This is a genomic window from Ectopseudomonas chengduensis (assembly GCF_900102635.1).
In the GTDB taxonomy this organism is placed as follows: Bacteria; Pseudomonadota; Gammaproteobacteria; order Pseudomonadales; family Pseudomonadaceae; genus Aquipseudomonas; species Aquipseudomonas chengduensis.
The window spans coordinates 195,179-220,287 of sequence record NZ_FMZQ01000008.1; the positions used below are offsets into that span (position 1 = coordinate 195,179).

A 25,109-nucleotide genomic window follows, 5' to 3' on the forward strand; every position below is an offset into this window, starting at 1 on the left:
ATGAACATTTCTTCCTCACGCCCCCTACTCGCCCCGGCCGGACATCACCTGCTGCGCCTGGGTGACTGCAGCCTGCTGCTGCACCGGCGCAGCATGGTCGTCGCATTGCTCCTCAGCCTGCTGCTGGTCGCTGTCGCCACCTGGATACTGGCGGCAGGCGACGACACCCTGACGCCCTGGAAAGCCCTGCAGGCCGCCTTCGGTCAGGGCGAGGCGTTGCAGGTGTTCCTGATTCAGGAGCTGCGCATGCCCCGGCTGATCGCCGGCCTGCTCAGCGGCGCCGCCCTTGGCGCTTCCGGCTGCCTGCTGCAGACCCTGGCGCGCAATCGCCTGGCCACGCCAGGGGTGATCGGTATCGACAACGGCGCAACCGCCTTCGCCGTCGCCTCCATCGTCGCCGTGCCCACCAGCCTGGCGCCGTCGGCCCTGGCGCTGAGCGGCGCCGCCACCGCAGCGGTATTGACCTTTGCCCTGGCCGCTGGCGGTGGCGCACGTGGCTATCGCTTCATCGTCGTTGGCATTGCCATCGGCGCGTTGTTCGGGGCGCTGACCAACCTGATGCTGGCACGCAGCGACATGGACGCCGCCAACGCCGCCTACCCCTGGACGGTCGGCAGCCTTAATGCACGCCCGGCCGACTCGGTGCTGCTGCTCGGCATCGGCCTGGCCGTGGGCCTGCCGCTGGCCAAGTTGCTGGTCAATGCCCTGAGCCTGATGCGCTTTTCCGACAACGTCGCCATCGGCCTTGGTGTACGTCTGCAACGCATGCGCCTGCTCACCCTGGCGCTGTGCGTCTGGCTCACGGCGTTGGCCGTTGCCGTGGTCGGCCCGGTCGGCCTGATCGCCCTGGCGGCGCCGGAAATGGCCCGTCACCTGGGCAACCGACACGGCGTGCCGCTGCTCAATGCAGCGCTGTCCGGCGCGCTGATGATGATTCTCGCCGACTGGCTCGGCCGTACCCTGCTGGCGCCCATCGAAATCCCGGTTGGCATCATCGCCGCCGTGGTCGGCGGCCCCTACCTGCTGTGGATTCTGCTGCGTCAGGCCCCACGGAGTTCGACATGACCCTGCTTTCCTCACTGCTCGGCGACGCGCGCCAGTCCGACGTGCACCTCGAAGCCCGCGATCTGAGCATGGGCTACGCCCAGACCCGCATCATCGAAGACCTCGACCTGCTGATTCCCAGTGGCCAGGTCAGCGCCATCGTCGGCCCCAACGGCTGCGGCAAATCCACCCTACTGGCCGGTCTTGCTCGCCTGCACAAGCCCATCTCCGGCAGCGTACTGCTCGACGGCAAGGCCATCGGCAGCCTGCCGTCGCGTGAAGTGGCGCGCCGGCTCGCCCTGCTGCCCCAGGACGCCTCAGCTCCCGATGGCCTGACGGTCAGCGAACTGATCCGCTTCGGCCGCCAACCGCACCAGAGCCTGCTGCGCCAATGGAGCGAGGAAGACCAGGCCATCGTCGACGCGGCATTGGTAGCCGCCGATCTGGTCGAACTGGCCGATCGACCGCTGGAGTCGATGTCCGGCGGCCAGCGCCAGCGCGCCTGGATCGCCATGGCCATCGCCCAGGCCACGCCTCTGCTGCTGCTCGACGAACCCACCTCGGCACTGGACCTGGGCCATCAGATCGAAGTGTTCGAGCTGATCCGCCAACTGGCCGCCGCCGGCAAGACCATCGTCATGGTGGTGCACGATCTCTCCAGCGCCTGTCGCTACGCCGACCACCTGATCGCCATGCATCAGGGCCGGATCGTCGCCAGCGGCCGCCCCGACGAGATCGTCACCTCGGCGCTGGTCGAGCGCCTGTACGGCGTACGCTGCACGCTGCTGCGCGATCCAATGAGCGGCACGCCGGTGATTGCGGGGGTGAGCAGGCTCTGATCCCGAAATCATCTTGCAATCTTCGTCTGAAAAACATGTAGGTAATTGGCTAGTGAGATGTGTCGCCATCTCTTACGCGAGCAGAGTTTTTGTTGACCAATCAATCAGTTATATGTGCCCTCTGACCTGCAAACCGAGAACGCGTATTTTTTGAGCATGAAGGAGGTCTGGACTATGGTCCAAACAACTCCATTTCGAAGGGACTCGACCGATGAAGCCCATCACGAGAACCGCCACCCTGGCACTTTCGCTCTTCGCTGCACCGGCGTTCTCAGCCGGTGAGCTGCAAGGTCAACTCAACGTTCAGATCACCATCGGCACCGGTTGCACGGTAACCAACGGTACGGCCAGCGGCTCCAGCAACACCTTCGGCTCACTGTCCTTCGGTGACTACAACGACCTCGCCAACCTGATCGATGGCCGCTCCTTCGGCAGCGCCGGGGGCAGCTCGTTTGGCTTGCAATGCAGCCTGGGAACCGACTACAGCGTTGCACTGAACGCCGGGCAGAACGCTTCCGGCAGCCAAAGGCGCATGATCAATGCCGGTGAGTACGTCGCGTACAACCTCTATCAGGACAGCGGCCGTACCGAACCCTGGGGCGACGGTGGCGCCACAGGCACAGTGCTTTCCGGCACTGGCACCGGTGCCAACGAAGAAGTGATCGTCTACGGCCGCGTGCCCTCGCAGGACACCCCAAGCCCAGGCACCTACACGGACACCGTGCAAGTCACCATCGCCTGGTAAGTACCGCACAGTCAAAGCAAGAGGATCTCGAACCTTTCCGGGAAGAATCGCCATGCGCTGCCTGATCGCCTCCCTGCTTTTGATGGCCCCGGCAGTCCTGCCGGCGGTCGACAAGACCGCCACCATCGGCCTGAATGTCGAGGTGTTACCGGCCTGTCAGGCAGGTAGCAGCAGTGGTTCGGGCGTCAGCTTCGGGACCCTGGATTTCGGCACCCACCTCAGACTCGACAACCTGATAACCCAGGTCGGTCAACCGGACGCAGGCGCCCTGCGCGTCAATTGCCAGCAGAATATCCCCTATCGCGTGCTGATCAATGCCGGCCACAGCGGCACCACCAGCAATCGGCAGATGGTCGGTCCCGGCTCCGCCGTACTCAGCTACAACCTGTATACCGGCGCGGACTACACCACCGTCTGGGACAACAGCACGGGGGTCAGCGCCGTTGGCAATGGCCAGGATCAGTGGCTTGCGATCTACGCCCGGGTGCCAGCACAGAATGTTCCGCCCCCGGGAAGCTACAGCGATACCCTGACCGTCACGGTGAGTTGGTGATGCCGTGCCGGGCCCATTCACTCGCGGTCACTCACCTTCTCTGCCTGACCGTACTGGTCATGCACGCCTTGCCTGCTCGTGGCGACACGGGCATCAACGACCAGATCGTCAGCCAGAGCTTCCAGTTGCGCGCGGAAATCGTACCGGGTTGCCTGCTCGGTGCCGGGGGCAGCGACGCCACCTCGTTCGGCAGCATCTCATTCGGCCAGATCAGCACCCTGCCCAGCAACCTGGATGCGGCCAGCACAACGGACAACGGCTCCATCGTGCTGCAGTGCTCACCCGGTACGGCCGTCACGCTGTCGCTCAATGCCGGGCTCAATACCGGCAACGTGGGCGGTGGGCGCTACCTAGCGCGTGGCGCGGAACGCCTGCGCTACCAGCTCTACCAGGACGCTGCGCGCAGCATCATCTGGGGCGATGGCAGCAACGGTGGCACGCGCATGAGCATCAATTTTCCCGTGGGCGGCGCCACCCAGACCTACACGGTCTACGCCCGCCTGTTCAGTGTCAGCCCGCTACCTTCGGCCGGCATCTACACCGACACCATCACCGTGACCGTGAGTTATTGAGCCATGAGGACACGCACCCTCTTCGCCTGCTGCCTGACGCTGACCACAGCGCTGGCGAGTCTGGCCACACAGGCCGCCAGCTCCATTCTGATCTGGCCGATCAACCCACTGATCGAAGCCGATCGCCAGAAATCAGCCGCGCTGTGGCTGGAAAATCGCGGGCAGGAAGCGGTGGATTTACAAGTACGCGTACTGGCCTGGGAGCAGGAGGAATTCGAAGATCGCCTGACGCCGCAGAAGCAGGTAGTGGGCAGCCCGCCGATGGCAACGCTGCAACCGGGCAAGCGGCAACTGGTCAGGCTGGTCAACCTGGAGCCGCCGAGCGCCGGCACGCTGCGCACCTACCGTGTGCTGGTCGACGAGGTGCTACCGCCACAACCGCGGCCGTCCCAATTGGGCGTGCAATTCCAGATGCGTTACTCGGTTCCCTTGTTCGTGGTCGGGCCTGGGGCCTATCTGGATGACGGTGCGCGAGAAGCGCCAGGCCAGGGCCAGCCACTGGCTCCCGAGCTGCGCTACCGCGTCGTTGACGGTAGCAACGGCGCCTTCCTTTACCTGCGCAACCTCGGCCCCGCCCCGGCCAGGCTGTCCCAGGTCGATCTATCGCGAGACAGCGGCAAACAGCCACTGGCCGAAGGCCTTCTCGGTTATGTACTACCTGGTGCGCAGATGCGCTGGCCTCTGCCGGCAGGCGTGCGCAGTGGCCAGGTGCAGGCACGCATCAACGAAAGTCGACACAAGCAGCCGCTGGCCGCTGAGTAGATCGCTGGTACTGCTGCTACTGGCTACCTTGCTGTCAGTCCCGTCAGCCCATGGCGATGACGCACAGCAGTTCGCCGAGGCGCAGTTGCTCTACCTGGAGTTGATCGTCAATGAGCTGTCCAGCGGCAAGGTGGTGGAAGTGAGAGAACATCAGGGCCGTTTATTCGCCCAACGCGACGATCTGCTCGCGGCGGGCGTGCGCCTGCCCTCGGAGACGACAGCCTGGATCGCCCTGGATCGGATCGATGCCCTGCGCAGCGAATATCAGCAGGACAGCCAGCGCCTGCTACTCACCCTGCCCAGCGAATGGCTACCGCACCAGCGTTTCGGCCCCAGCAGCCTGAGCGAGCCGATGCAGGCACAGAGCGCGTTCGGTGTGCTGTTCAACTATGACCTCTACTACAACCACACCGAGAATGCCGGCCACTACGCCAACACCTGGCTGGAACAGCGGGTGTTCGACGGCTTCGGCATGATTTCCAACACGGGCGTCTATCGCCACAGTTTCTCCGGGCCGGGCTATCGCGATGGCTATACCCGCTACGACAGCACCTGGCGCTTCAACGATCAACAACGCATGCTCAGCCTCACTGGCGGCGACCTGATCACCGGCGCACTGACCTGGAACAGCGCGGTCCGCCTTGGCGGGCTGCAGATTTCGCGCAATTTCTCGCTGCGCCCGGATCTGATCACTTACCCATTACCGCGGTTCGATGGCGATGCTGCGGTGCCCAGCACCGTGGATCTGTTCATCGACGACGCCCGCCTCGGCCAACAGGAGCTGCGCCCCGGCCCCTTCACCCTCAACACCGTGCCTTACATCAGCGGCGCCGGCACCGCGACACTGGTGACCACGGATGTGCTGGGGCGCCAGGTCTCCACCACCGTACCCTTTTATGTGACCGATACCCTGCTGCGACAGGGGCTTTCGGACTTCTCCCTGTCGCTGGGCAAGCTGCGCCGCAACTATGGCGTGGACGACTTTTCCTACGGCAGCCTGGTGAGCAGCGGCAGCCTGCGCTATGGCCTGACCGACAGCCTCACCCTGGAAAGCCATGCCGAAGTCGGCGCAGGCCTGCGCCAGGCTGGTGTCGGCGCTACCGTCGGACTTGGCCTGATGGGCACCCTGACCAGCTCCGTAAGCCAGAGCAGCGGTATCGGCAACGGCCAACAGTACAGCCTTGGCTACAGCTACTATGCGCGTCGCTTCGGTATCACCGCGCAGCGCATCCAACGCACCTCGGACTATGCCGACCTAAGCGTCGCGCATGCACTGGACAACGACCTGGCCGGCGGCCCGCTGAGCAAGATCCTCGACCAACTGACCTTCAGTTTCAGCCCGGAGGGGCTCGGCTCATTCGGCATCGGCTACTTCGCCAGCGAAGAGCACAGTGGGCAGCGCACACGTCTGCTCAACCTGTCCTGGTCACGCAGCCTGTGGGGCAGCGCCAGCTTCTTTCTCTCCCTCAACCGTCAACTGGACGACGCCTCGCACGCCATCCAGGCACAGCTGGTCATCCCGTTCGACCTGTACTCCACCCTGACCACAGGCGTGGAGCGAGACAGCAACGGCAACCAGCGCGCGCGCGCCAATTACAGCCGCAACCCACCCAGCGACGGTGGTCTGGGCTGGAACCTTGGTTATGCCGACGGCGACAATGAATACCGCCAGGCCGACCTGACCTGGCGCACCCAGCATGCCCAGGTGCAGGCAGGTGTCTACCAGAACGACGGCATCACCACCCGATGGGGCGGCGTCAGCGGCTCGCTGGTTGCCATGCAGAGCCAGGTATTCGCCAGCAACCGGATCGATGACGCCTTCGTGCTGGTCAGCACCGAGGGCTATTCAGATGTGCCCGTGCGCTACGAACATCAGCTGCTGGGCCGCACCGACTCGGCGGGTTATCTGCTGGTGCCCTGGGTGCCGTCCTACTACCCCGGCCAGTACGAAGTCGACCTGCTGAATCTACCGAGCAACCTGCAACTGTCGGAATCCCAGAAGCGCATCGCCGTGCACCAGGGCAGCGGTGCGTTGCTCGCCTTCCCCATGGTGATGAGCCTGTCAGCCAGCATCCAGTTGGTCGACGGCCTGGGACAACCACTGCCCCGCGGCAGCCAGGTGCTGCATCGTCCCAGCGGTCGACGCACCTATATCGGCTGGGACGGCCAGCTGTATTTCGAAGGGCTGGCGAAGGACAACCAACTGGAGGTACTTCTGGCCGATGGTAGCCGTTGCAGCAGCCACTTCTCGCTGGACGACAGCGCCGTGGAAATGGCCGTGGTCGGCCCCATCACCTGCTTGCAGGAGGACGGTCAGCCATGATCCGCCGGCTGATTTACGCACTCCTGCTGTGCGGCACCTTGGTGAGCATGCCGACCTATGCCTGCAGCACCTATGCAGGTGGCTCGGTCAATCTGGGCAATACCAACTCTCTGAGTCTGCGCACCACGCAGCAGCAAGCAGCAGCCGGCGCCGGCCTGGCCTGTCCGGGGTTACTTCAGGTACTGGCGGGTGCATACGTTCGGGTCACGCTGCAAAACCCCGGCACCCTGGCCTTGCAGGACGGCCAGGGCAATCAGATTCCTTTTCAGGTGTTTCAGGACGCCGGCTACAACCAGGCGCTAGTAGCCGGCCAGCCGCAACAGCTCGGTGCAATCAACCTGCTCGCCCTCGGTGGCAACTCCACCGCCATCGGCCTGTATTTCCGCACCAACCCCGGCCCCAACGTGCCAGCCGGCACCTACACCGCCACCATCACCCTGCGCTGGGACTGGGCGATCTGCACAGTCGGCGCGCTCAATATCTGCGCCTGGAACCGCAGCCCCGGGTTGACGCAAAGCTGTGTCGTGATCTGCGGTGCCCCCACCAACTGGGGCACAGGGTCACTCGCCACACTGACCGTCACCCTGGTGGTCAGCAAAGCCTGCCGCGTCGATACCTTGCCCAACGTGGACTTTGGCGCCAACGCCCTGATCAGCCAGTTCAGCGCGCAGCAACGCACCTTCGCCGTGACCTGCACCAACACCGAGGGCTACACGCTGAGTTTCGACAACGGGCAGAACTACCAGGCGCCCTGGCGACGCCTGACTAATGGTAGCCAGTTCATTCGCTACAACCTCTACTACAGCGGCAGCAGCCTGATCTGGAACGCCGCCTCACCGCTGACGGCCAGCGGCACGGGCAACTCACAGAGCTTCAACTACCAGGCGATTCTCGACCCCGGGCAAGCTAACGCGCCGGTGGGCGTCTATACCGACAACGTGTTGCTGATCATCAACTACTGAAGCCTTACCAGTAGATCACCAGCGTCGAGCCGGCATTCTCGAGGGCGTGGAAGGGAATGGTCCCAGCCTCGGCCTCGCGCACCACCGGCAAGGTGCGCTCGTTGCCATCACGGACCTGGTAAGCGGCATGCTCGCACCCATGCCCCGTCAGCTGTACGGCGAAATCGTCGCTGCGCGCAGAGACTTCACAGCGTTTGAGAATGGTCAGACTGATCTGCAACTGCCCGCTGATCTGCTCAGCAAGAGAAAGGTTGGCAGTGGCGCACAACGCGGAGGCCACGAACAAGGCAAGAAATCGGTGAAACGACATGATGACGGTCTACGGTAAGGATGGCCTGCTGCGGTGAAGGTCAAAATCCATCCGTAGAAACGGTCACGACATCAGAATGTGGACCGCAGGCAAAAGAATAAGGCGATATCACATTGAAATCACCGTCATTCCGACGAACGTGGTTCAGGCCAGGGTTTGTGCGACGAAGCGCTTGCCCGGCGCCACGATCTGCTCCTGCGCGGCGACCAGCGGCAGGTCGCGCGCGCCGTCCGCAGTCTGCTCGACCAAGGCGTAGAGCGTTGCGGTAGCCAGCTCCAGAGCCTGTGGCAACGCCTGCCCGGCCAGCAACCGGCCCAACAACGTGGCCGAGAACACATCGCCCATGCCATTGGGCAATGGATGCAGCGCCAGGCGCGGGGTGCTCACCAGCCAGGCGCCCTCGCCGTTCACCGCCAGCGTGCCCAATTCGCTTTCAGGGATATCCGGCGTCGACAGGCTGGTGACGATCACCACGTCAGGGCCTCGACCACGCAACTGCCGGGCGACTTTCACCGCCTCCTGCAAATTGGCCGGTTTAGAGCCCGTGAGCAGTTCGAACTCGAACTGGTTGGGCGTGATGATATTGGCGAAGGGAATCGCCTGATCACGGAGGAAATCGGGAATCGCCGGGTTGACGAACACGCCGCGCCCGACGTCGCCCATCACCGGATCGCACAGGTAACGCAGTGACGGGTTGTGCTGACGAATCTCGCCCACCGCTTCAAGGATTACCCGCCCGGTATCGGCATCGCCCAGGTAACCGGACAGCACCGCCGCCAGGCGCGGCAGCACCCCACGCTCACGCAGCCCCAACAGCACCTCGCGTACATGCTCGGCACCGAACACCTGGCCGCGAAACTGGCCGTAACCGGTGTGGTTGGAGAACTGTACGGTGTGAATCGGCAGCACCTCGAAGCCCAACCGCTGCAACGGAAACACCGCAGCAGCATTGCCGACATGGCCCCAGGCGACATGCGACTGAATGGACAGAACGAGGGGCGGTAGCGTAGCGCTCATGACGATCTCTGCTGGCTGGGTACGACGAGGCGCAGATTATTCGCCAAGCGGCCCGGGCATACCACCCATCAATGATCTGAAAGGTTCAGGCCGGACCATCCACGCATCGGGCATTTATCACCTAACTTTCCGACACATTCATATTCTAAAATCGTATTTATTTTTAATATTTAAAACCAATAAGGTATAAACAACCGGACCACCGGAGCCTCGATATTCCCGCCGCTCCGTTGCGCCCTCATCTCGGTGCCGTTGCGCGCACATCCACAAGATGAGGTTTGCATGACCAGTCCGATTACCCTTGAGGACAGCGACCAGGACGTCGCCCCTGCGCTACATCCTGCCGCCATTCTCAGCACCGACGCCGAAGCCCTGCAGGCCGCACAGGCCCTGGCAGAAGCGGCGCAGACAGAAGTCATCCAGCGCGACCGTGAACGCCGCCTGCCTTGGGAACTGGTGGAGCGTTTCACCGCCAGTGGCCTCGGCAGCATCGCCGTGCCGCGCACCTTCGGCGGCCCGCAGCTGTCCTACGTGACCATCGCCGAAGTGTTCCGCATCATCTCCGCGGTCGACCCGGCCCTGGGCCAGATCCCACAAAATCAGTTCGGCCTCCTCGGCCTGTTGCAAGCCGGCGCCAACATTGAGCAACAGCAGCGCCTGTTCGCCAGCGTGCTGGCCGGCTGGCGCATCGGCAACGGCGGCCCCGAACGGGGCAGCAAACACACCCTGGATATCCAGGCACGCCTGGTGAAACGTGACGGTCGCTGGCTATTCAGCGGCGAGAAGTTCTACTCCACCGGCGCCCTCTTCGCCCACTGGATCGCCAGCAAGGCGCTGGACGAACAGGGCCGCCCCTGGCTGGCCTTCATCCAGCGCGGGCGCGCCGGATTGCGCATCGTCAACGACTGGTCCGGCTTCGGCCAACGCACCACTGCCAGCGGCACCGTGCTGCTCAACGAGGTGGAAGTCGACGAGAACAACCTGATCCCGCTCTGGCCGCTGGCCGACAAACCGAGCATCCAGGGCGCTTTCTCTCAGTTGATCCAGGCCGCCATCGATCTGGGTATAGCCGACGGCGCGCTGCGCGACACGCTGGATTTCGTGCGGCATAAGGCTCGCCCGTGGATCGACGCCAAGGTCGAGCGTGCTGGTGACGACCCCTACGTGATCGCCGATGTCGGCCGCCTGCAGGTTGAACTGCACGCCGCCGAAGCGCTGCTGCACAGGGCCGGGCGCGTGCTCGATGAGGTCGCTGCAAGCGCCATCGATGCCGACGCTGCCGCCCGCGCCTCCATTGCGGTGGCCGAAGCCAAAGCGCTCACAACCGAAATCAGCCTCCAGGCCAGCGAGAAGCTGCTGGAACTGGCCGGCAGCCGCGCCACCCTGGCCGAGTTCGGTCTCGACCGCTACTGGCGCAACGCGCGCACCCACACCCTGCACGACCCGGTGCGCTGGAAGTACCACGCCGTCGGCGCCTGGCACCTGAACCAACGTCACCCTGCCCGCCATTCCTGGATCTGAGCCATGAACGCACCTCTGACGAATACGGTGGCGCTGATTCGCAGCGACGCCGAAGCCCTCGGCGTGGCCGAAGCCCTGGCCCAGGTACTGAGCCCTGGCAGCGCCGAACGCGACCGTGAACGGCGCCTGCCACACAGCGAGCTGGAACTGTTCAGCCACTCCGGCCTGTGGGCCATCAGCGTACCCAAGGCCTTTGGCGGCGCGGGTGTATCCAGTGTCACACTGGCCAAGGTCATCGCCCGTATTGCCCAGGCCGATGCCTCGCTCGGGCAGATTCCGCAAAACCACTTCTATACCCTGGAAGTGCTGCGCATCAACGGCAGCGAAGCCCAGCAACGCCGCCTCTACGGCGAAGTGCTGGCCGGACGACGCTACGGCAATGCCCTGGCCGAACTCGGCACCAAGACTGCGCTGGATCGCAACACGCGGTTGAGCCGCGATGGCGAGCACTATCGCGTCAACGGGCGCAAGTTCTACGCCACCGGCGCGCTCTATGCGCAGCGTATTCCCACCCTCGCTGTGGATGATGAGGGCCGCGGCCAACTGGCCTTCATCCCGCGTCAGGCGGCAGGCCTGCAAGTGATCGATGACTGGAGCGGCTTCGGCCAGCGCACCACCGGCAGTGGCTCGGTGCTGCTCGACAATGTGCCGGTGGACGCCGACGACGTGGTGCCGTTTCAGAGCGCCTTCGACCGTCCGACCACCGTCGGCCCTTTCGCCCAGTTGCTGCATGCGGCCATCGACACGGGCATCGCCCGCGCCGCCTACGAAGACCTGCTGCAGTTCGTCCGTCACAAGTCGCGCCCATGGATCGACGCCGGCATCGACAAGGCCAGCGACGATCCACTGACCCAGCAGGAAATCGGTCGCCTGGTGATCCGCCTGCACGCCAGCGAAGCGCTGCTGGAGCGCGCTGGCGAATTCGTCGACCGCGCCCAGACTGCGCCAGATGAACACAGCGTCGCCGCCGCCTCGATCGCCGTGGCCGAAGCCCGCGCCATCAGCACTGAAGTCTCGCTGCTGATTGCCAGCAAGCTGCTGGAGCTGTCCGGCAGCCGCGCCACCCTGGCCGAATTCGGCCTCGACCGCCACTGGCGCAACGCGCGCACCCACACCCTGCACGACCCGGTGCGCTGGAAGTACCACGCCATCGGCGACTACGTGCTCAACGAGCGCCTGCCGCCACGCCGGGGGACCATCTGATGGCCCGGGAAATCCTCCTCAACGCCTTCAACATGAACTGCGTCGGACATATCCATCACGGGCTGTGGACGCACCCGCGCGACCGCTCGACGGATTTCAACCAACTGAGCTACTGGACGGACCTGGCCCAGTTGCTCGAACGCGGCCTGTTCGACGGGCTGTTCATCGCCGATATCCTCGGCGTCTACGACGTCTATCAGAACGGCATCGACCTGCCCCTGCAGGAGGCCATCCAGCTGCCGGTCAACGACCCTCTACTACTGGTCTCGGCCATGGCCGGGGTGACCCGGAACCTGGGTTTCGGCGTGACCGCCAACCTCAGCTACGAGGCGCCCTACACTTTCGCCCGACGCCTTTCGACCCTCGACCATCTCACTGGAGGTCGAGTGGGCTGGAACATCGTCACCGGCTACCTGGACAGCGCGGCCAAAGCCATGGGCCGCCCTCGGCAGGTCGAGCACGACCGCCGCTACGACCAGGCAGACGAGTACCTGCAAGTGCTCTACAAGCTGCTCGAAGGCAGTTGGCAGGATGATGCGGTTCTGGCCGACCGCGAACGCCGCGTCTACGCCCAGCCCGGCAAGGTGCACAAGGTGCGTCACCACGGCGAGTTCTATCAGGTCGAGGGCTATCACCTCAGCCAGCCGTCGCCGCAGCGCACGCCGCTATTGTTCCAGGCCGGCTCGTCGCCACGCGGCCTGCGTTTTGCCGGCGAGCATGCCGAGTGCGTGTTCATCAGCGGCAACGACCATGCGGCGGTGCACGCCCAGGTCGACAAGGTGCGTGCCAGCGCCGTGGCGGCCGGTCGCGCGGCCGGGGCCATCAAGGTGTTCATGGGCATCGCCGTGATCGTCGCGCCGAGCGAGGCCGAGGCCCGCGACAAGCACGCCGAATACCTGCGCTACGCCAGCCCGGAAGCCGGCATCGCGCATTTTTCCAGTTCCACCGGCATCGACCTGGCCGCCTTCGGCCTGGACGAGCCGATCCAGCCGCACAAGACCAACGCCATCGAGTCGGTGGTCAAGACCTTCAGCGGCTGGACCAAGCGTCGCCTGCTCGAGCAGCACGCCCTCGGCGGTCGCTACCCGCTGGTGGTCGGCTCACCGGAGCAAGTGGCCGAACAACTGATCACCTGGATCGACGCCACCGGCCTGGACGGCTTCAACCTCACGCGCATCGTCACTCCGGAAAGTTACGCCGACTTCATCGATCTGGTGATCCCCGAGCTGCAACGCCGTGGCCGCTACAAGACCGCCTACGCAGACGGTGCCCTGCGCCACAAGCTGTTCGGCCAGGGCCCGCGCCTGCCATCCGATCACCCCGGTGCCGCCTGGCGCGACCCCGCCCGCCTGGAGCACCAGCACAGCATCACCCACGAACTGCGAGGCCTCAGCAGCAACGCGCTGAGCCTGCTCTGAACCCTACAAGGACGCCATCATGCTCAAGACCCTGAAAACCCTGACCCTCGGCACCCTGCTCGCCGCCAGCACCCTGGCCCAGGCCGAGCCGGCCCTGAAACTCGGCACCACCGCCGCTTTCGCCCCACCGCTGGAAGTGGCCGTGGCCGAGGCCAAGAAACAAGGCCTGGAAGTCGAACTGATCGAGTTCACCGACTGGATCGCGCCCAACGTCAGCCTGGCCAATGGCGACATCGACGTGAACTACTTCCAGCACATTCCCTTCCTGGAAAACGCCAAGAAGGAAGGCAGCTATGACTTGGTCCCGGTGGCACGCGGCGTGCTCAACAACGTCGGCCTGTACTCGAAGAAGCACAAGGACTTCTCCACCCTGCCGGACGGCGCCAAGGTGGCCATCGCCAACGACCCGATCAACGGCGGGCGTGGCCTGCAATTGCTGCGCAAGGCCGGGCTGATCGAGCTCAAGCCGGACGTCGGCTACAAGGCCACCCTGGACGACATCACCGCCAACCCGAAGAACATCCGCATCATCGAGCTGGAAGCCGTACAACTGGTGCGTGCCCTGGATGAAGTGGACGTAGCCCAGGGCTACCCGCACTACATCCGCCTGGCCGGCACCCATGATCCGGAGTCGGCGCTGCTGTTCGACGGCCTGGACAACCCCGAGTACATCATCCAGTTCGTCGCCCAGCCGGCCAAGGCCAAGGACGCCCGCCTGCTCAAGTTCATCGACATCTACCAGCACTCGCCGGCCGTGCGCGCGGCCCTGGACAAGGCCCACGGCAAGCTCTACCAGCCAGGCTGGGAAAGCTGACATGAGCGGTTTCGACCCACATCTGCAGCAGGCCGCACAGGCCAGCCAGGCGGTCGAGGCGCACCTGCGCTTCGACAACCTGGGCAAGGCCTACGACGGCGCCAACGGCCCGGTGCAGGCGCTGCGCGACATCGACCTGGCGATCGCCCGTGGCGAAGTGTTCGGCATCATCGGCCGCAGCGGCGCGGGCAAGTCCTCGCTGCTGCGCACCATCAACCGCCTGGAGCAGCCCAGCAGCGGCCGCGTACTGATCGACGGCATCGACATCGCCCTCTACGACGAGGATCGGCTGGTCGCCCTGCGCCGGCGCATCGGCATGATCTTCCAGCACTTCAACCTGATGTCGGCCAAGACCGTGTGGCAGAACGTCGAGCTGCCACTGAAGGTCGCCGGCGTGCCGCGCGAAGCGCGCCAGCGCAAGGTGCGCGAACTGCTCGAACTGGTCGGCCTGCAGGACAAGCATGCGACCTATCCGGCGCAGTTATCGGGCGGGCAAAAGCAACGTGTCGGCATCGCTCGCGCGCTGGTTCACGACCCGCAGATATTGCTCTGCGACGAAGCCACCAGTGCGCTCGACCCGGAAACCACACAGTCGATCCTCGGCCTGCTGCGCGAGATCAACCAACGCCTGAACCTGACCGTGGTGCTGATCACCCACGAAATGGCAGTGATCCGCGAAATCTGCGACCGCGTGGTGGTGCTGGAACAAGGCGAAGTGGTCGAGCAAGGCCCGGTGTGGCGCGTCTTCGGTGCGCCGCGCCATGAGGTGACGCGCACCCTGCTGGCGCCGCTGCAGCATGCGCTGCCCGCGCGTCTGCAGGAACGCCTGCACAGCGAACGCGAAAACCCTGACGACGATCTGATCCTGCGCCTGCACTACGCCGGCAGCGGTCTGGAGCCGGACCTGCCCGCCATCGGCGCGGCCCTGGGCGGCCGCGTGACGCTGCTCGACGCCAGCCTGGAGCAGATCCAGGGCCATGCGGTGGGCCATCTGATCATTGCCGTCAGCCAGTCGCCGTTCGATCCAACCACCCTGCTCGAAAACCTACGGCCACTAGCCGATCACCTGGAGGTACTGGGTTATGTCGCTGCTGCTTGATCGCCTCTGGCAAGGCCTGCTCGACACCCTGCTGATGGTCGGTGTGTCCTCGCTGCTGGCACTGCTGGCTGGCATTCCGCTGGCGGTGTTTCTGGTCACCAGCAGCAAGGGCGGCATCTTCGAGGCGCCACGGCTGAACCAGGTGCTGGGCGCCATCGTCAACCTGTTCCGCTCGATCCCGTTCCTGATCCTGATGGTGGCGCTGATCCCCTTCACCCGCCTGATCGTTGGCACCACCTACGGCGTCTGGGCCGCCGTGGTGCCGCTGACCATCGCCGCCACGCCGTTCTTCGCGCGCATCGCCGAAGTCAGCCTGCGCGAAGTCGACCACGGCCTGATCGAAGCCGCCCAGGCCATGGGTTGCAGGCGTTGGCACATCGTCTGGCACGTATTGCTGCCCGAGGCCCTTCCAGGGATTGTCGGCGGCTTCACCATCACCCTGGTGACCATGATCAATTCCTCGGCCATGGCCGGCGCCATCGGTGCCGGCGGCCTCGGCGATCTCGCCTACCGCTACGGTTACCAGCGCTTCGACAGCCAGGTGATGCTCACCGTGATCGTCGCCCTGGTGGTGCTGGTCAGCCTGATCCAACTGAGTGGAGACAGACTGGCAAAGCGCTTGAACAAGCGCTGAGATGGGCGTCAGCCATATATCCGGGCCCTGCTGCGGGGCCTCCCCGCAGCTCGATGGCTGGCCACCCGCGCGACGAACGGCAGATATATGAATTGACATATCGGTAAATCTCGATATTATCGCCACCCATGGACCTGATCAATGTATTCAAAGCCCTCTCGAATCCCACCCGCCTTGGCATCCTCAAGGGGCTGAAGGATCCGGTGAAGAACTTTCCTCCACAAGATGAAGGGGACGTTCATACCGTGGGCGTGTGCGTCAGCAGTATTCAGGAAGGTGTCGGTCTGTCGCAGTCGACGGTGTCCGATTACCTCGCGACGTTGCAACGGGTCGGTCTGGTCGAAGTCCGCCGGGTTGGTCAGTGGACCTACTACAAACGCAATGAAGCCAATATCCGTGCCCTGGCCGAGCTCATTGGCAAGGAGCTGTAATTTTTTGACCCAGTATATCGATATTTCTCGATATCCCTTTTAACCGAAGCAAGGACTGACAATGGAGAGACCCTAGGCACAGTCGAGTAAATTTTTTTGCATCACTATATCGAAAATTCCCTATATCCCTTTTTCCAGAAACAAGGAACCACACAATGAAAGCGCAAATTCTCAAATCCTTTGGCGGCCCGAACGCGTTCGAACTGAGCGAAGTGGCCAAACCCGTACCGCAGGCAGGGCAAGTTCTGGTGCGGGTTCACGCTACCTCCATCAACCCGCTGGACTACCAGGTACGCCGTGGCGACTACGTCGATTACGTCCCCCTCCCCGCCATTACCGGGCATGACGTCTCCGGCGTGGTCGAAGCGGTCGGCCCAGGTGTGACGAGCTTCGTGCCAGGCGATGAGGTCTGGTACACCACGCAGATTTTCGAAGGTGACGGCAGTTACGCCGAGTACCACGTTGCGTCCGAAGGCATCATCGGCAAGAAGCCGGCATCGCTGAGCCACCTCGAGGCAGCAAGCCTGACGCTGGTAGGCGGGACCGTATGGGAAGCACTGATTGGGCGTGTATCGCTGCGGGTCGGGGAAAGCATTCTGATCCACGGCGGTGCGGGTGGCGTCGGCCATGTCGCGATCCAGGTGGCAAAAGCCATTGGCGCCCGAGTATTCACCACCGTGCGTGAAGAGAACTTCGAATTCGCCCGGGGCCTGGGTGCCGACGTAGTCATCGACTACGAACAAGAGGATTACGTGGACGCCATCCTGCGGGAAACCGATGGCCACGGCGTCGATGTGATCTTCGACACCATCGGCGGCGACACCTTGACCCGTAGCCCCGACGCGCTCGCCCAGCTTGGCCGTGTGGTTTCGATCGTCGACATCGCCAAACCGCAGAACCTGATTCAGGCCTGGGGCAAGAACGCCAGCTACCACTTCGTCTTCACCCGCCAGAACCGCGGCAAGCTCGATGAGCTGAAGGCATTGGTCGAGCGCGGCCAACTGCGCCCCCATATTGGCGCGGTCTATTCGCTCGCTGATATCTCAAGCGCGCATGCGCTGCTGGAGACGCCCAACAACGGTCTTCGCGGAAAAGTCGCGATTGCCGTCGAGCCCTCGCTCGCCCCGTAAGTACATAGGTTCAACTACCAAACTGACTCTAGAGGAATACCGCAATGATTTATGAAATCGCCGTACTGCCTGTTCACAGTGCACAGATCCAACAGTTCAAACAGGCATTTGCCGAAGTAGTTCACTTGCTCCAACGCGCCAAGGGTTACCACGGCCATATGTTCGCGCAGGGAATCGAAAGCCCCGAGACGTTCAACCTGATCGTGCGTTGGGCTTCACTTGAGGACCATGCGCCGGGTTTCGAAGCGAGTGACGACCATCAGACTTTCATGCTGGGCCTGGAGAAATACTTCTCGCAAGAGCCGACTGTCTACCACATTCAGGAGGCCGCCTTTACCAATGGGAACGATCAGGCCTTCGATATTGCAGTGCCAAAAGCTTAAGCCTGCAGCCCTGACTTCGCCGCTGCTCGTGGCCACCATTTGATCTGACAGTATTTGAAATACAAGACTGTCAGATCAACTTACCTGAACACAATTCCGTCGTTTTGCTCCGAGAGTGAGTTGGCAACCACGCTCAACTCTCCTGGAGGCATTCGACATCCATTTAGCTTTTTCGGAGTTTAAAAATGATCAGCAAACATGCAAAAAACCTGGCAAACATTTTAATTACCAGCCTTGTCTTGGTTCTATCCGGTAATGCCCTCGCTGAAAGCCCGGCCACCACTTACAAGTATGGATTGAAACTTGATGTAGCCAAGGTTCTGTCCATATCAAAACCAAAAACCCATACCTGCAAGCCTGTGGATCACCTGATGAAATACATAGACTCTGCTGGAAACATCCAGACCCTGAAATTCAAGGCGCTCTCTGATGCCTGCAGCAAAGGTCACTGACATAACGCCAGTGGCGCCAGGGATGGCAATTTGCCGTAGAAATGAGCAACTGCATGCATTCTGTCGGACAACGTAAGCACAACGATAAATTCGTCCCATTATTGCCATTCGCCCTGAATGGCGTCGTCCCGACAGTTGATCGGCAAGCTAGTGTTGAGGCATCACTTACGTCGCAATCCAGCACAGGGAGGTTTCATGTCGACCAAGGCGCTTTACGTTCTGCCAATACTCGCCAGCCTGATACTGAGCGGTTGCATTGGCAGCCCCATGGAACGAGCCATTCCCAATATCCCTGGATTGATGGCGAAGCAGTCCTGGCCAGGCAAGCCCGCCTCCGAGGCCATTGCCCAGTATGGTGAACCGCACGTGATCAAGGATCTCGGCGACGGCCGCCAGCAGTATCTGTGGTTCGATAACTGGGATCGCAGCTGGGAGGAGCTTTCGTCCAGTTACATTGCGCCTGGCCCGGGCGGCTGGTATCGCTACAACGAGTACTCGACGCGCTCGCGCCGTTACAGCTGCTCGGTGATGATGGACATCGACCAGAACAAGATCGTCCAGCGCTTCGACTACCACGACAACATCCGTGGCGCCTGTGGCAACTACTTCTAATGGCTGACTATCCCTCGCCCAAACCGACGCCCGGTGTCCATGCGGCTCCAGCGCCAGCGCTCGCTCGCAATACTGGCATATAGCCGTCAAAGCCGCGTTATCATGCTCGCGCCAGCGTTCGGCATGACGACAAGGAGCAGTAGATGAGCGATTCGCGCCAGGCGGCCTTTGCCCGGGAATGCGATCTGATCATGAAAGGTGGCATCACCAGCGGCATCGTCTACCCGCTGGCCATCACCGAAATCGCCAAGGCGTTTCGCCTGCGCAGCATCGGCGGCACCAGCGCTGGTGCCATCGCCGCGGCTGCAGCTGCCGCTGCCGAACTGGGCCGCCAGCGCTATCAGCAGGGTGAATTGAGCAGCGACCCAGCCGGCTTCGCGACAATCGAACGACTGCCCCAATACCTTTGCGTGCCCGCCGCGAATGGCCATGGCACCAAGCTGCTGGCGTTGTTCAAGCCTGCCCCGGCAGTGCGCGCACTGTTCGATACCTTCATCGCCATCCTCGAGGTCAAGGGAAAAGGTCCCTGGACGCGGTTGTTCGCGCCACTGAAGGTCATGCTCATGCGCCACAAGCTCGCCGCCCTAGTCGGCGCCCTGCTGGCAGGCGGGCCGCTGTGGTGGAGCGCTGCCAGCAGCGCCAGCGTGATGGTCTGGCTATGGGTCTTGCTGTTCGCAGCGCTGGGTGGCGTGCTTGCCGTGATCGTGCGCCTGGCCCTGGTGGCATCGCGTGAATTGCCAGCGAGCGGTTTCGGCCTGTGCAGCGGCATGCCAGAGGCCGATGACGACGCCCCGAATGAAGCCCTGACCACCTGGCTGACCCAGTACTTCGATCAGCTCAGCGGCCAGCGCGAATACTGCGCCAATCAGGCGGATGCCATCGAGTGCGAACGGCCATTGACCTTCGGCGACCTGCGTCGCCATGGCATCGACCTGCAGGTGATGACCACCTGCCTGAGCATGGCGCGGCCTTTCCGCCTGCCCTTTCGTGACGACGAGCAGGTACGCGAGAACAACCAGTTCCACTTCCGCCAGGAGGAGTTCGCGCGGCTATTCCCTCAGCGCGTGGTGGCCTGGATGGGCGCTCACCAGCGCCCCGGCGATGATCGCGGCGACGGGTATCTGCGCCTGCCACTACCCGATGACCTGCCGGTAATCGTGGCCGTACGTATGAGTCTGAGCTTTCCCCTGCTGCTCAGCGCCGTACCACTGCACGCCGTGGACTACCGCAAGAGCGGGAAGACGCTGGAGCGCTGCTGGTTTACCGATGGCGGCATCAGCTCCAACTTTCCCATCCACTTCTTCGATGCCGCGCTGCCCAGGCGCCCCACCTTCGGCCTCGATCTGGGACCGACCGATGGTGCCGACGAGCAACGCGTGCGCTTCCCACGTAACAATGGCGATGCACGGCTAGCCTACTGGCGCCGTTTCCCCCAGAGGGGTTTGCCAGCCCTGCGCGGTTTCCTCGCCCTGCTCAGCAACGTCGCCAAGGACTGGAACCACGAAACCCTGTCGCTGATGCCCGGCTTTCGCGACCGTATCGGCTTGATCCAGCTGACCCGCGAAGAAGGCGGCCTCAACCTGACCATGCCCACCGAGCGCATCGAACGACTGACCCGCTACGGACGCGAAGCCGGCCAGCAGTTCGTCCTGCGTTTCGGCGACCCGCAGCATTGGCAGCCGGGCGCCGAGGCCTCGCCGATGAACTGGGAGAACCACCAGATCATTCGTCTGCGCCTGCAACTGGCCAGCGTCGCCGAACAGCTGCAGAGCCTGGAAAGAGCGTGCCGCGAACTGCACGGCACCGAGCAGAACTACCAGCGCTTCTTCACCGCCGATGCCAAACGCTACAGCTATCCCTTCAAAGGTCTTAGTGACCTGGAACAGGACCCGGACACTGGCCTGTACCGCACCCAGGCCGGCCTGGCGCAGGCCATACTGGGCAAGCTGCGGGAGATCGCCCAGATGATCGAACAGCACCCGGACAGCCACCCGGCCAAGGGGGCGCCCAAACCCACGCCCGAACTCAAGCTGCGCCCACGCCTGTAGGCCGTCGACAAACAACAAGGCTCCCAGATGGGAGCCTTGTACGAACAGCGCCGTTGATCAGCTACCCGGATGGGCGTAGGCCTCTTCGAAGAAGTAGTCCTTCCAGGACGCCGCCTTGTTCTTCAGCACGCCCAGTTCATGCAGCTGCTCGGCGTAGATGAAGGTGCGCTGCGGCGAGACGGTGAAGTCGTTTTCCGGGTCATCGATGATCTTCTTCACGAAGTCCAGCGGCAGCTTGGAGTTCTCCACGCGAATGTAGGTCTCGGCGGCAGCGGCCGTGTCCGCCTTGATGATCTGCTCGGCTTCCACCAGCGCGTCGTAGAAGGCCTTGTAGGTCTTGGGATTCTCGTCGTGGAATTTCTCGGTGGCATAGAGCACGTTGAACGTGGCCTGGCCACCGAGGATGTCGTAGCTGCTGATCAGCTTGTGCACCTTGGGGTTCTCCAGCGCCTGGTACTGGAACGGTGGGCTGGAGAAGTGCGCGGTGATTTCCGAGCCACCCTTGGTCAGCGCAGCGGTGGCGTCAGGGTGCGGCAGACTGACGGAAATCTGGTCGAAACGCTGGAAATCGTCCTTGCCATACAGCTTGGCGGTCTCGATCTGCAGGGTGCGCGACTGGAAGCCAACACCTGCGGCCGGTACGGCGATACGGTCCTTCTCGGACAGGTCCTGCAGTGTTTTCACCTCTTCACGGTTGCTCAACAGGTAGTTGGGCAGCGAGCCCAGCGAGGCGACCGCCTTGACGTTCTGCCGGCCATGGGTGCGGTCCCATACGGTGAGCATCGGCGGCACGCCGGCCGATACTACGTCGATGGCACCGGCCAGCAGCGCTTCGTTCATCGCAGTGGCGCCGGAGATGGTGCGCCACTCGACCTCCACCTTGTCCAACCCCTGGGCCTTGGCGTGCTTCTCGATCAGTTGCTGATCCTTGACCACGTGCAGCACCAGGTAACCGATGCCGAACTGCTGGGCGATGCTGATCTTGCCTTCGGCCTGCGCGGCCAGCGGAGTTGCCAACGCGCCGAGCAGGCCCAGTGCGGCGGCCAGTCGGCCGAATGTGAATGTGTTGGTCATGGTCGTTTCTCGTTATGTGATCAGTGAATTATTCGTGTGTAGGTGGGCCAGGCGGTGATCCGACCCCGTATGTAGGGTGGGCTTCAGCCCACCGGCGGTGCGTCCAGTTGGTGGGCTAAAACGGATCGCCGCCCGGCCCACCCTACGATTCGGACCGCACAGGTGGATCGGTGACGTGGCCCCCTACGTATCAACGCTGCATCCCCCAACGTTTCACGGTCACCCGCTCCACCGTGGCGAACACCAGGTTCTCCACCAGCAGGCCGATCAGGATCACCGCCGCCAGGCCAGCGAAGACCTTGTCGGTGTACAGCTCGTTGCGGTTCTGGAAGATGTACCAGCCCAGGCCGCCCTTGCCGCTGGAGGCGCCGAACACCAGTTCGGCGGCGATCAGGGTGCGCCAGGCGAAGGCCCAGCCGATCTTCAGGCCCGCCAGGATCGACGGCAGCGCCGCCGGGATCAGGATGAACAGCACGAAGCGCAGGCCCCTTAGGCCGTAGTTGCGCCCGGCCATGCGCTGAGTCTCCGACACGCCGAGAAACCCGGCGTAGGTATTGAGCGCCAGCGCCCACAGCACCGAATGCACCAGCACGAAGATCAGGCTGTTCTCGCCCAGACCGAACCACAATAGCGACAGCGGCAGCAGCGCGATGGCCGGCAGCGGGTTGAACATCGAAGTCAGGGTCGACAACAGATCGCGCCCCAGCTGGGTCGACACCGCCAGGGTGGTCAGCAGGAAGGCCAGGCCAATACCGAGCAGGTAGCCCTTGACCAGCACCGACAGCGAGATCACCACCTTCTCCAGCAACTCGCCAGTGCCGATGCCCTCGAAGAAGGCTTTGGCCGTCTGCAGGAAGCTGGGCAGCAGGAGGTCGTTGCCCTGGTAACGCGCTGCCAGCTCCCAGATCAGCGCCAGGGCCAGCAGGATCAGGGTCTTGCGCAGCCAGCCCTGCTGCCAGAGCCGCTGTGCCAGAGGCAGCTCGCGCTCCAGCTTGAGGTCCGGCAAGGGTTGCAGCGGTATTTCGTATTCCTCACGCCGTGCGGGGGAAAGACTCATGGTTGCACTCTCCTCAGTAGGCGATGCGGATGTCGTGGAAGCCCAGCTCGGCAGCGGCGCGCGCGCCCTCCTCGCTGTCCTCCTCGAACAACAGGCGATGAATGCGCTGCGCTGTCTGCTGGAACGCCGCGCCACCGAGGCTGTGCAGGTCGAACTGGTGGCTGCCCACCTCCGCCCGCACGCGCCCCGGGTGCGGCGACAGCAGCAGGATGCGGTTACCGACGATCAGCGCCTCCTCGATCGAGTGGGTGACGAACAGCAAGGTGAAGCGCACTTCTTCCCACAGCTGCAGCAGCTCCTCCTGCATCTTGCGGCGGGTCAGTGCGTCGAGCGCGGCGAAGGGCTCGTCCATCAGCAGGATCTTCGGCTGCATGGCCAACGCACGGGCAATCGCCACGCGCGCCTTCATGCCGCCGGACAGGGTGTGCGGGTAGGCATCGGCGAAGGCGGCCAGGCCGACCTTCTCCAGATAGTGCAGCGCACGTTCTTCGGCCTCGCGACGGCCCAGAGTGCGCGAGGCCAGCAGCGGGAACATGACGTTCTGCTTCACCGTCTTCCACGGCGGCAACTGGTCGAACTCCTGGAACACCACGATGCGATCCGGGCCGGGCTCGCGCACCTCGGCGCCATCCAGACAGATGCTGCCGCCGACCGGCTCGATGAAACCGGCCACGGCCTTGAGCAGCGTGGACTTGCCGCACCCCGAAGGGCCGAGCAGCACGAAACGGTCCGAGCGATCCACTTCGAAGCTGACTTCGTGGGTGGCGCGCACTACGCGCTGTGGGGTGCGGTATTCGAGGCTGACCTTCTCCACCTCGAGCAGGGTGTCGAAGGCACCTGTGCTTTGCGTGCTGGCCGTGTGGCCTTGCAAGGGGGCATTCATGGGGTTCAGCTTCCTTGACCGATGGCGGGGTCTTCGAAGAAGTAGTCCTGCCAGGAGGCCGGCTTGTTCTTGATTGCGCCGACGCGCTGGAGGAATTCAGCCAGCGGGTAGGTGTTGGTCGGCGTCACGCTGAACTGGAACTGCTCGTTATCGATGATCTTCAGCAGCTCCTCACGGCTGATCTTGGCGCCGGTCACGCGGATGTAGGTGTCGGCGGCCGCGCCCTTGTCGTTCTGGGCGAACTGCGCAGCCTCGGCCAGCGCGGCGACGAAGGCCTTGTAGGTCTTAGGGTTGTCGTTGCGGAATTTCTCGGTGGCATAGAGCACGGTCGGCGAGTTCGGGCCGAGCAGCTTGTAGGTGTCGAGCACCACATGCACATTGGGGTTCTCCAGCGCCTGGTTCTGGAACGGCGGGTTGGAGAAATGCCCGGTCAGCTCGGTACCGCCGGACAGCAGCGAGGCGGTGGCATCCGGGTGCGGCAGCGCCACGGTGTACTTGTCCAGGCGGTCGAACTCCTTGTCGCCCCACTGCTTGGCGGCGGCGTACTGGAGGAAACGCGACTGCACCGAAACGCCCACCGCCGGTACGGCGATGCGATCCTTCTCGGTGAAATCGGCGATGGTCTTGACCTTGGGATTGTTGCTCAGCAGGTAGTACGGGAAGTTGCCCAGCGAAGCCACACCCTTGACGTTCTGCTTGCCGTGGGTGCGATCCCAGACGGTGAGCAGCGGGCCGATGCCGGCACCGGCGATGTCGATGGCGCCGGACAGCAGCGCATCGTTGATAGCCGCGCCGCCAGAGAGTTGCTGCCAGTCGACCTTGATATCCAGGCCATCGGCCTTGCCGTGCTTCTCGATCAACTGCTGGTCACGCACTGTTGCCGCTGACCGAAAACTGACCCAGTAGAGGCTGTTCTGCCGACTGAAAACTGACCCAGGTGTTCAACTGCTTCTGCTCAATTTTTGAGCAGGAGAACACAGGGTGATCAGTATGGAAATGATGGGCAAAATTCGCCGGATGTATTTCCGCGACAAGCTGTCGCTGCATGAGATAGCCAAGCGCACCGGGTTGGCGCGCAACACGATTCGCAAGTGGGTCAGAGCACCTGAGGCCAAGCCGCCGGTCTACCAACGCCGCGCGATCTTCAACAAACTCAGCCCTTTTCACGCCACGCTGGAGCAGGCGCTAAAAGCCGATTCGCTGCGGCCCAAGCAACAGCGGCG

25 protein-coding genes and 2 pseudogenes are annotated in these 25,109 nt (G+C 63.3%); 21 read left to right on the forward strand and 6 right to left on the reverse strand.

Annotated features, from left to right (window positions below; all coding sequences use genetic code 11):
* The 8 genes from BLS08_RS14685 to BLS08_RS14720 all read left to right on the forward strand — a co-directional run bounded on the left by BLS08_RS14685 (window position 1) and on the right by BLS08_RS14720 (window position 7,800).
* Window positions 1–1,065, forward strand: coding sequence for a FecCD family ABC transporter permease (locus BLS08_RS14685; protein WP_017676678.1), 1,065 nt, complete (start codon window positions 1–3; stop codon window positions 1,063–1,065).
* Complete coding sequence (locus BLS08_RS14690; RefSeq protein ID WP_017676677.1) at window positions 1,062–1,883, forward strand: ABC transporter ATP-binding protein; 822 nt, start codon at window positions 1,062–1,064, stop codon at window positions 1,881–1,883. The genes BLS08_RS14685 and BLS08_RS14690 overlap by 4 nt, the downstream gene beginning before the upstream one ends.
* A 211-nt stretch (window positions 1,884–2,094) precedes the next feature.
* On the forward strand, window positions 2,095–2,628 hold the full coding sequence (locus tag BLS08_RS14695; protein WP_017676676.1) for a Csu type fimbrial protein: 534 nt from the start codon (window positions 2,095–2,097) through the stop codon (window positions 2,626–2,628).
* Window positions 2,629–2,680: 52 nt separating this feature from the next.
* A complete protein-coding gene (locus BLS08_RS14700; protein ID WP_017676675.1) occupies window positions 2,681–3,181 on the forward strand; it encodes a Csu type fimbrial protein in 501 nt (166 codons plus the stop codon).
* Window positions 3,181–3,753, forward strand: coding sequence for a Csu type fimbrial protein (locus BLS08_RS14705; protein ID WP_017676674.1), 573 nt, complete (start codon window positions 3,181–3,183; stop codon window positions 3,751–3,753). The genes BLS08_RS14700 and BLS08_RS14705 overlap by 1 nt, the downstream gene beginning before the upstream one ends.
* A gap of 3 nt (window positions 3,754–3,756) precedes the next feature.
* Entirely contained in the window at window positions 3,757–4,515 is a 759-nt protein-coding gene (locus BLS08_RS14710) for a fimbrial biogenesis chaperone (RefSeq protein WP_017676673.1), read from the forward strand.
* A gap of 28 nt (window positions 4,516–4,543) precedes the next feature.
* The gene (locus BLS08_RS14715) at window positions 4,544–6,838 is read left to right on the forward strand and encodes a fimbria/pilus outer membrane usher protein (protein ID WP_017676672.1); all 2,295 of its coding nucleotides are present in this window, start codon (window positions 4,544–4,546) and stop codon (window positions 6,836–6,838) included.
* Window positions 6,835–7,800, forward strand: coding sequence for a Csu type fimbrial protein (locus BLS08_RS14720; RefSeq protein WP_017676671.1), 966 nt, complete (start codon window positions 6,835–6,837; stop codon window positions 7,798–7,800). Before BLS08_RS14715 ends, BLS08_RS14720 begins: the two co-directional genes overlap by 4 nt.
* A gap of 4 nt (window positions 7,801–7,804) precedes the next feature.
* On the opposite strand, the gene BLS08_RS14725 is transcribed toward BLS08_RS14720, so the two are convergent.
* On the reverse strand, window positions 7,805–8,110 hold the full coding sequence (locus tag BLS08_RS14725) for a hypothetical protein (RefSeq protein ID WP_026088546.1): 306 nt from the start codon (window positions 8,108–8,110) through the stop codon (window positions 7,805–7,807).
* Between the two features lie 144 nt (window positions 8,111–8,254).
* Window positions 8,255–9,127: a pyridoxal kinase PdxY gene (gene pdxY / locus BLS08_RS14730; RefSeq protein ID WP_017676669.1), complete on the reverse strand. Its 873-nt coding sequence runs from the start codon at window positions 9,125–9,127 to the stop codon at window positions 8,255–8,257.
* 282 nt (window positions 9,128–9,409) lie between these two features.
* On the opposite strand from pdxY, the gene BLS08_RS14735 reads away from it, so the two are divergent.
* From BLS08_RS14735 to BLS08_RS14790, 12 genes are all read left to right on the forward strand, one after another.
* The gene (locus BLS08_RS14735) at window positions 9,410–10,648 is read left to right on the forward strand and encodes an SfnB family sulfur acquisition oxidoreductase (RefSeq protein WP_017676668.1); all 1,239 of its coding nucleotides are present in this window, start codon (window positions 9,410–9,412) and stop codon (window positions 10,646–10,648) included.
* 3 nt (window positions 10,649–10,651) lie between these two features.
* Window positions 10,652–11,851, forward strand: a complete 1,200-nt coding sequence (locus BLS08_RS14740; RefSeq protein ID WP_017676667.1) for an SfnB family sulfur acquisition oxidoreductase — start codon at window positions 10,652–10,654, stop codon at window positions 11,849–11,851.
* A complete protein-coding gene (locus BLS08_RS14745; RefSeq protein ID WP_017676666.1) occupies window positions 11,851–13,269 on the forward strand; it encodes an LLM class flavin-dependent oxidoreductase in 1,419 nt (472 codons plus the stop codon). Before BLS08_RS14740 ends, BLS08_RS14745 begins: the two co-directional genes overlap by 1 nt.
* A gap of 19 nt (window positions 13,270–13,288) precedes the next feature.
* On the forward strand, window positions 13,289–14,083 hold the full coding sequence (locus BLS08_RS14750) for a MetQ/NlpA family ABC transporter substrate-binding protein (RefSeq protein ID WP_090336871.1): 795 nt from the start codon (window positions 13,289–13,291) through the stop codon (window positions 14,081–14,083).
* Between the two features lies 1 nt (window position 14,084).
* Window positions 14,085–15,182: a methionine ABC transporter ATP-binding protein gene (locus BLS08_RS14755; RefSeq protein ID WP_090336872.1), complete on the forward strand. Its 1,098-nt coding sequence runs from the start codon at window positions 14,085–14,087 to the stop codon at window positions 15,180–15,182.
* Complete coding sequence (locus BLS08_RS14760) at window positions 15,172–15,816, forward strand: methionine ABC transporter permease (protein WP_026088545.1); 645 nt, start codon at window positions 15,172–15,174, stop codon at window positions 15,814–15,816. The genes BLS08_RS14755 and BLS08_RS14760 overlap by 11 nt, the downstream gene beginning before the upstream one ends.
* Before the next feature lie 128 nt (window positions 15,817–15,944).
* Window positions 15,945–16,247 (forward strand): ArsR/SmtB family transcription factor, encoded by a 303-nt coding sequence (locus BLS08_RS14765; protein ID WP_017676662.1) that lies wholly within the window; start codon window positions 15,945–15,947, stop codon window positions 16,245–16,247.
* Between the two features lie 155 nt (window positions 16,248–16,402).
* On the forward strand, window positions 16,403–17,377 hold the full coding sequence (locus BLS08_RS14770; protein WP_090336874.1) for a zinc-dependent alcohol dehydrogenase family protein: 975 nt from the start codon (window positions 16,403–16,405) through the stop codon (window positions 17,375–17,377).
* 44 nt (window positions 17,378–17,421) lie between these two features.
* The gene (locus tag BLS08_RS14775; RefSeq protein ID WP_017676660.1) at window positions 17,422–17,760 is read left to right on the forward strand and encodes an antibiotic biosynthesis monooxygenase family protein; all 339 of its coding nucleotides are present in this window, start codon (window positions 17,422–17,424) and stop codon (window positions 17,758–17,760) included.
* Between the two features lie 185 nt (window positions 17,761–17,945).
* The gene (locus BLS08_RS14780; RefSeq protein WP_017676659.1) at window positions 17,946–18,212 is read left to right on the forward strand and encodes a DUF2790 domain-containing protein; all 267 of its coding nucleotides are present in this window, start codon (window positions 17,946–17,948) and stop codon (window positions 18,210–18,212) included.
* A gap of 195 nt (window positions 18,213–18,407) precedes the next feature.
* Window positions 18,408–18,824 carry a hypothetical protein gene (locus tag BLS08_RS14785; RefSeq protein ID WP_017676658.1) on the forward strand — a complete coding sequence of 139 codons (417 nt, stop codon included), beginning with the start codon at window positions 18,408–18,410 and terminating at the stop codon, window positions 18,822–18,824.
* Window positions 18,825–18,967: 143 nt separating this feature from the next.
* Complete coding sequence (locus tag BLS08_RS14790) at window positions 18,968–20,872, forward strand: patatin-like phospholipase family protein (RefSeq protein ID WP_017676657.1); 1,905 nt, start codon at window positions 18,968–18,970, stop codon at window positions 20,870–20,872.
* A gap of 57 nt (window positions 20,873–20,929) precedes the next feature.
* Here the strand turns inward: BLS08_RS14790 and BLS08_RS14795 are convergent, their stop codons facing one another.
* The 4 genes and pseudogenes from BLS08_RS14795 to BLS08_RS14810 all read right to left on the reverse strand — a co-directional run.
* Window positions 20,930–21,946, reverse strand: coding sequence for an ABC transporter substrate-binding protein (locus tag BLS08_RS14795; RefSeq protein ID WP_017676656.1), 1,017 nt, complete (start codon window positions 21,944–21,946; stop codon window positions 20,930–20,932).
* Between the two features lie 190 nt (window positions 21,947–22,136).
* Window positions 22,137–23,003, reverse strand: a complete 867-nt coding sequence (locus BLS08_RS14800) for an ABC transporter permease (protein ID WP_090336876.1) — start codon at window positions 23,001–23,003, stop codon at window positions 22,137–22,139.
* 13 nt (window positions 23,004–23,016) lie between these two features.
* Window positions 23,017–23,886 (reverse strand): ABC transporter ATP-binding protein, encoded by an 870-nt coding sequence (locus BLS08_RS14805; RefSeq protein WP_017676654.1) that lies wholly within the window; start codon window positions 23,884–23,886, stop codon window positions 23,017–23,019.
* A 5-nt stretch (window positions 23,887–23,891) separates the two neighbouring features.
* Window positions 23,892–24,761: pseudogene (locus BLS08_RS14810) on the reverse strand (ABC transporter substrate-binding protein); the annotation flags it as partial.
* A 124-nt stretch (window positions 24,762–24,885) separates the two neighbouring features.
* On the opposite strand from BLS08_RS14810, the pseudogene BLS08_RS14815 reads away from it, so the two are divergent.
* Window positions 24,886–25,109, forward strand: a pseudogene (locus BLS08_RS14815) (IS21 family transposase); the annotation flags it as partial.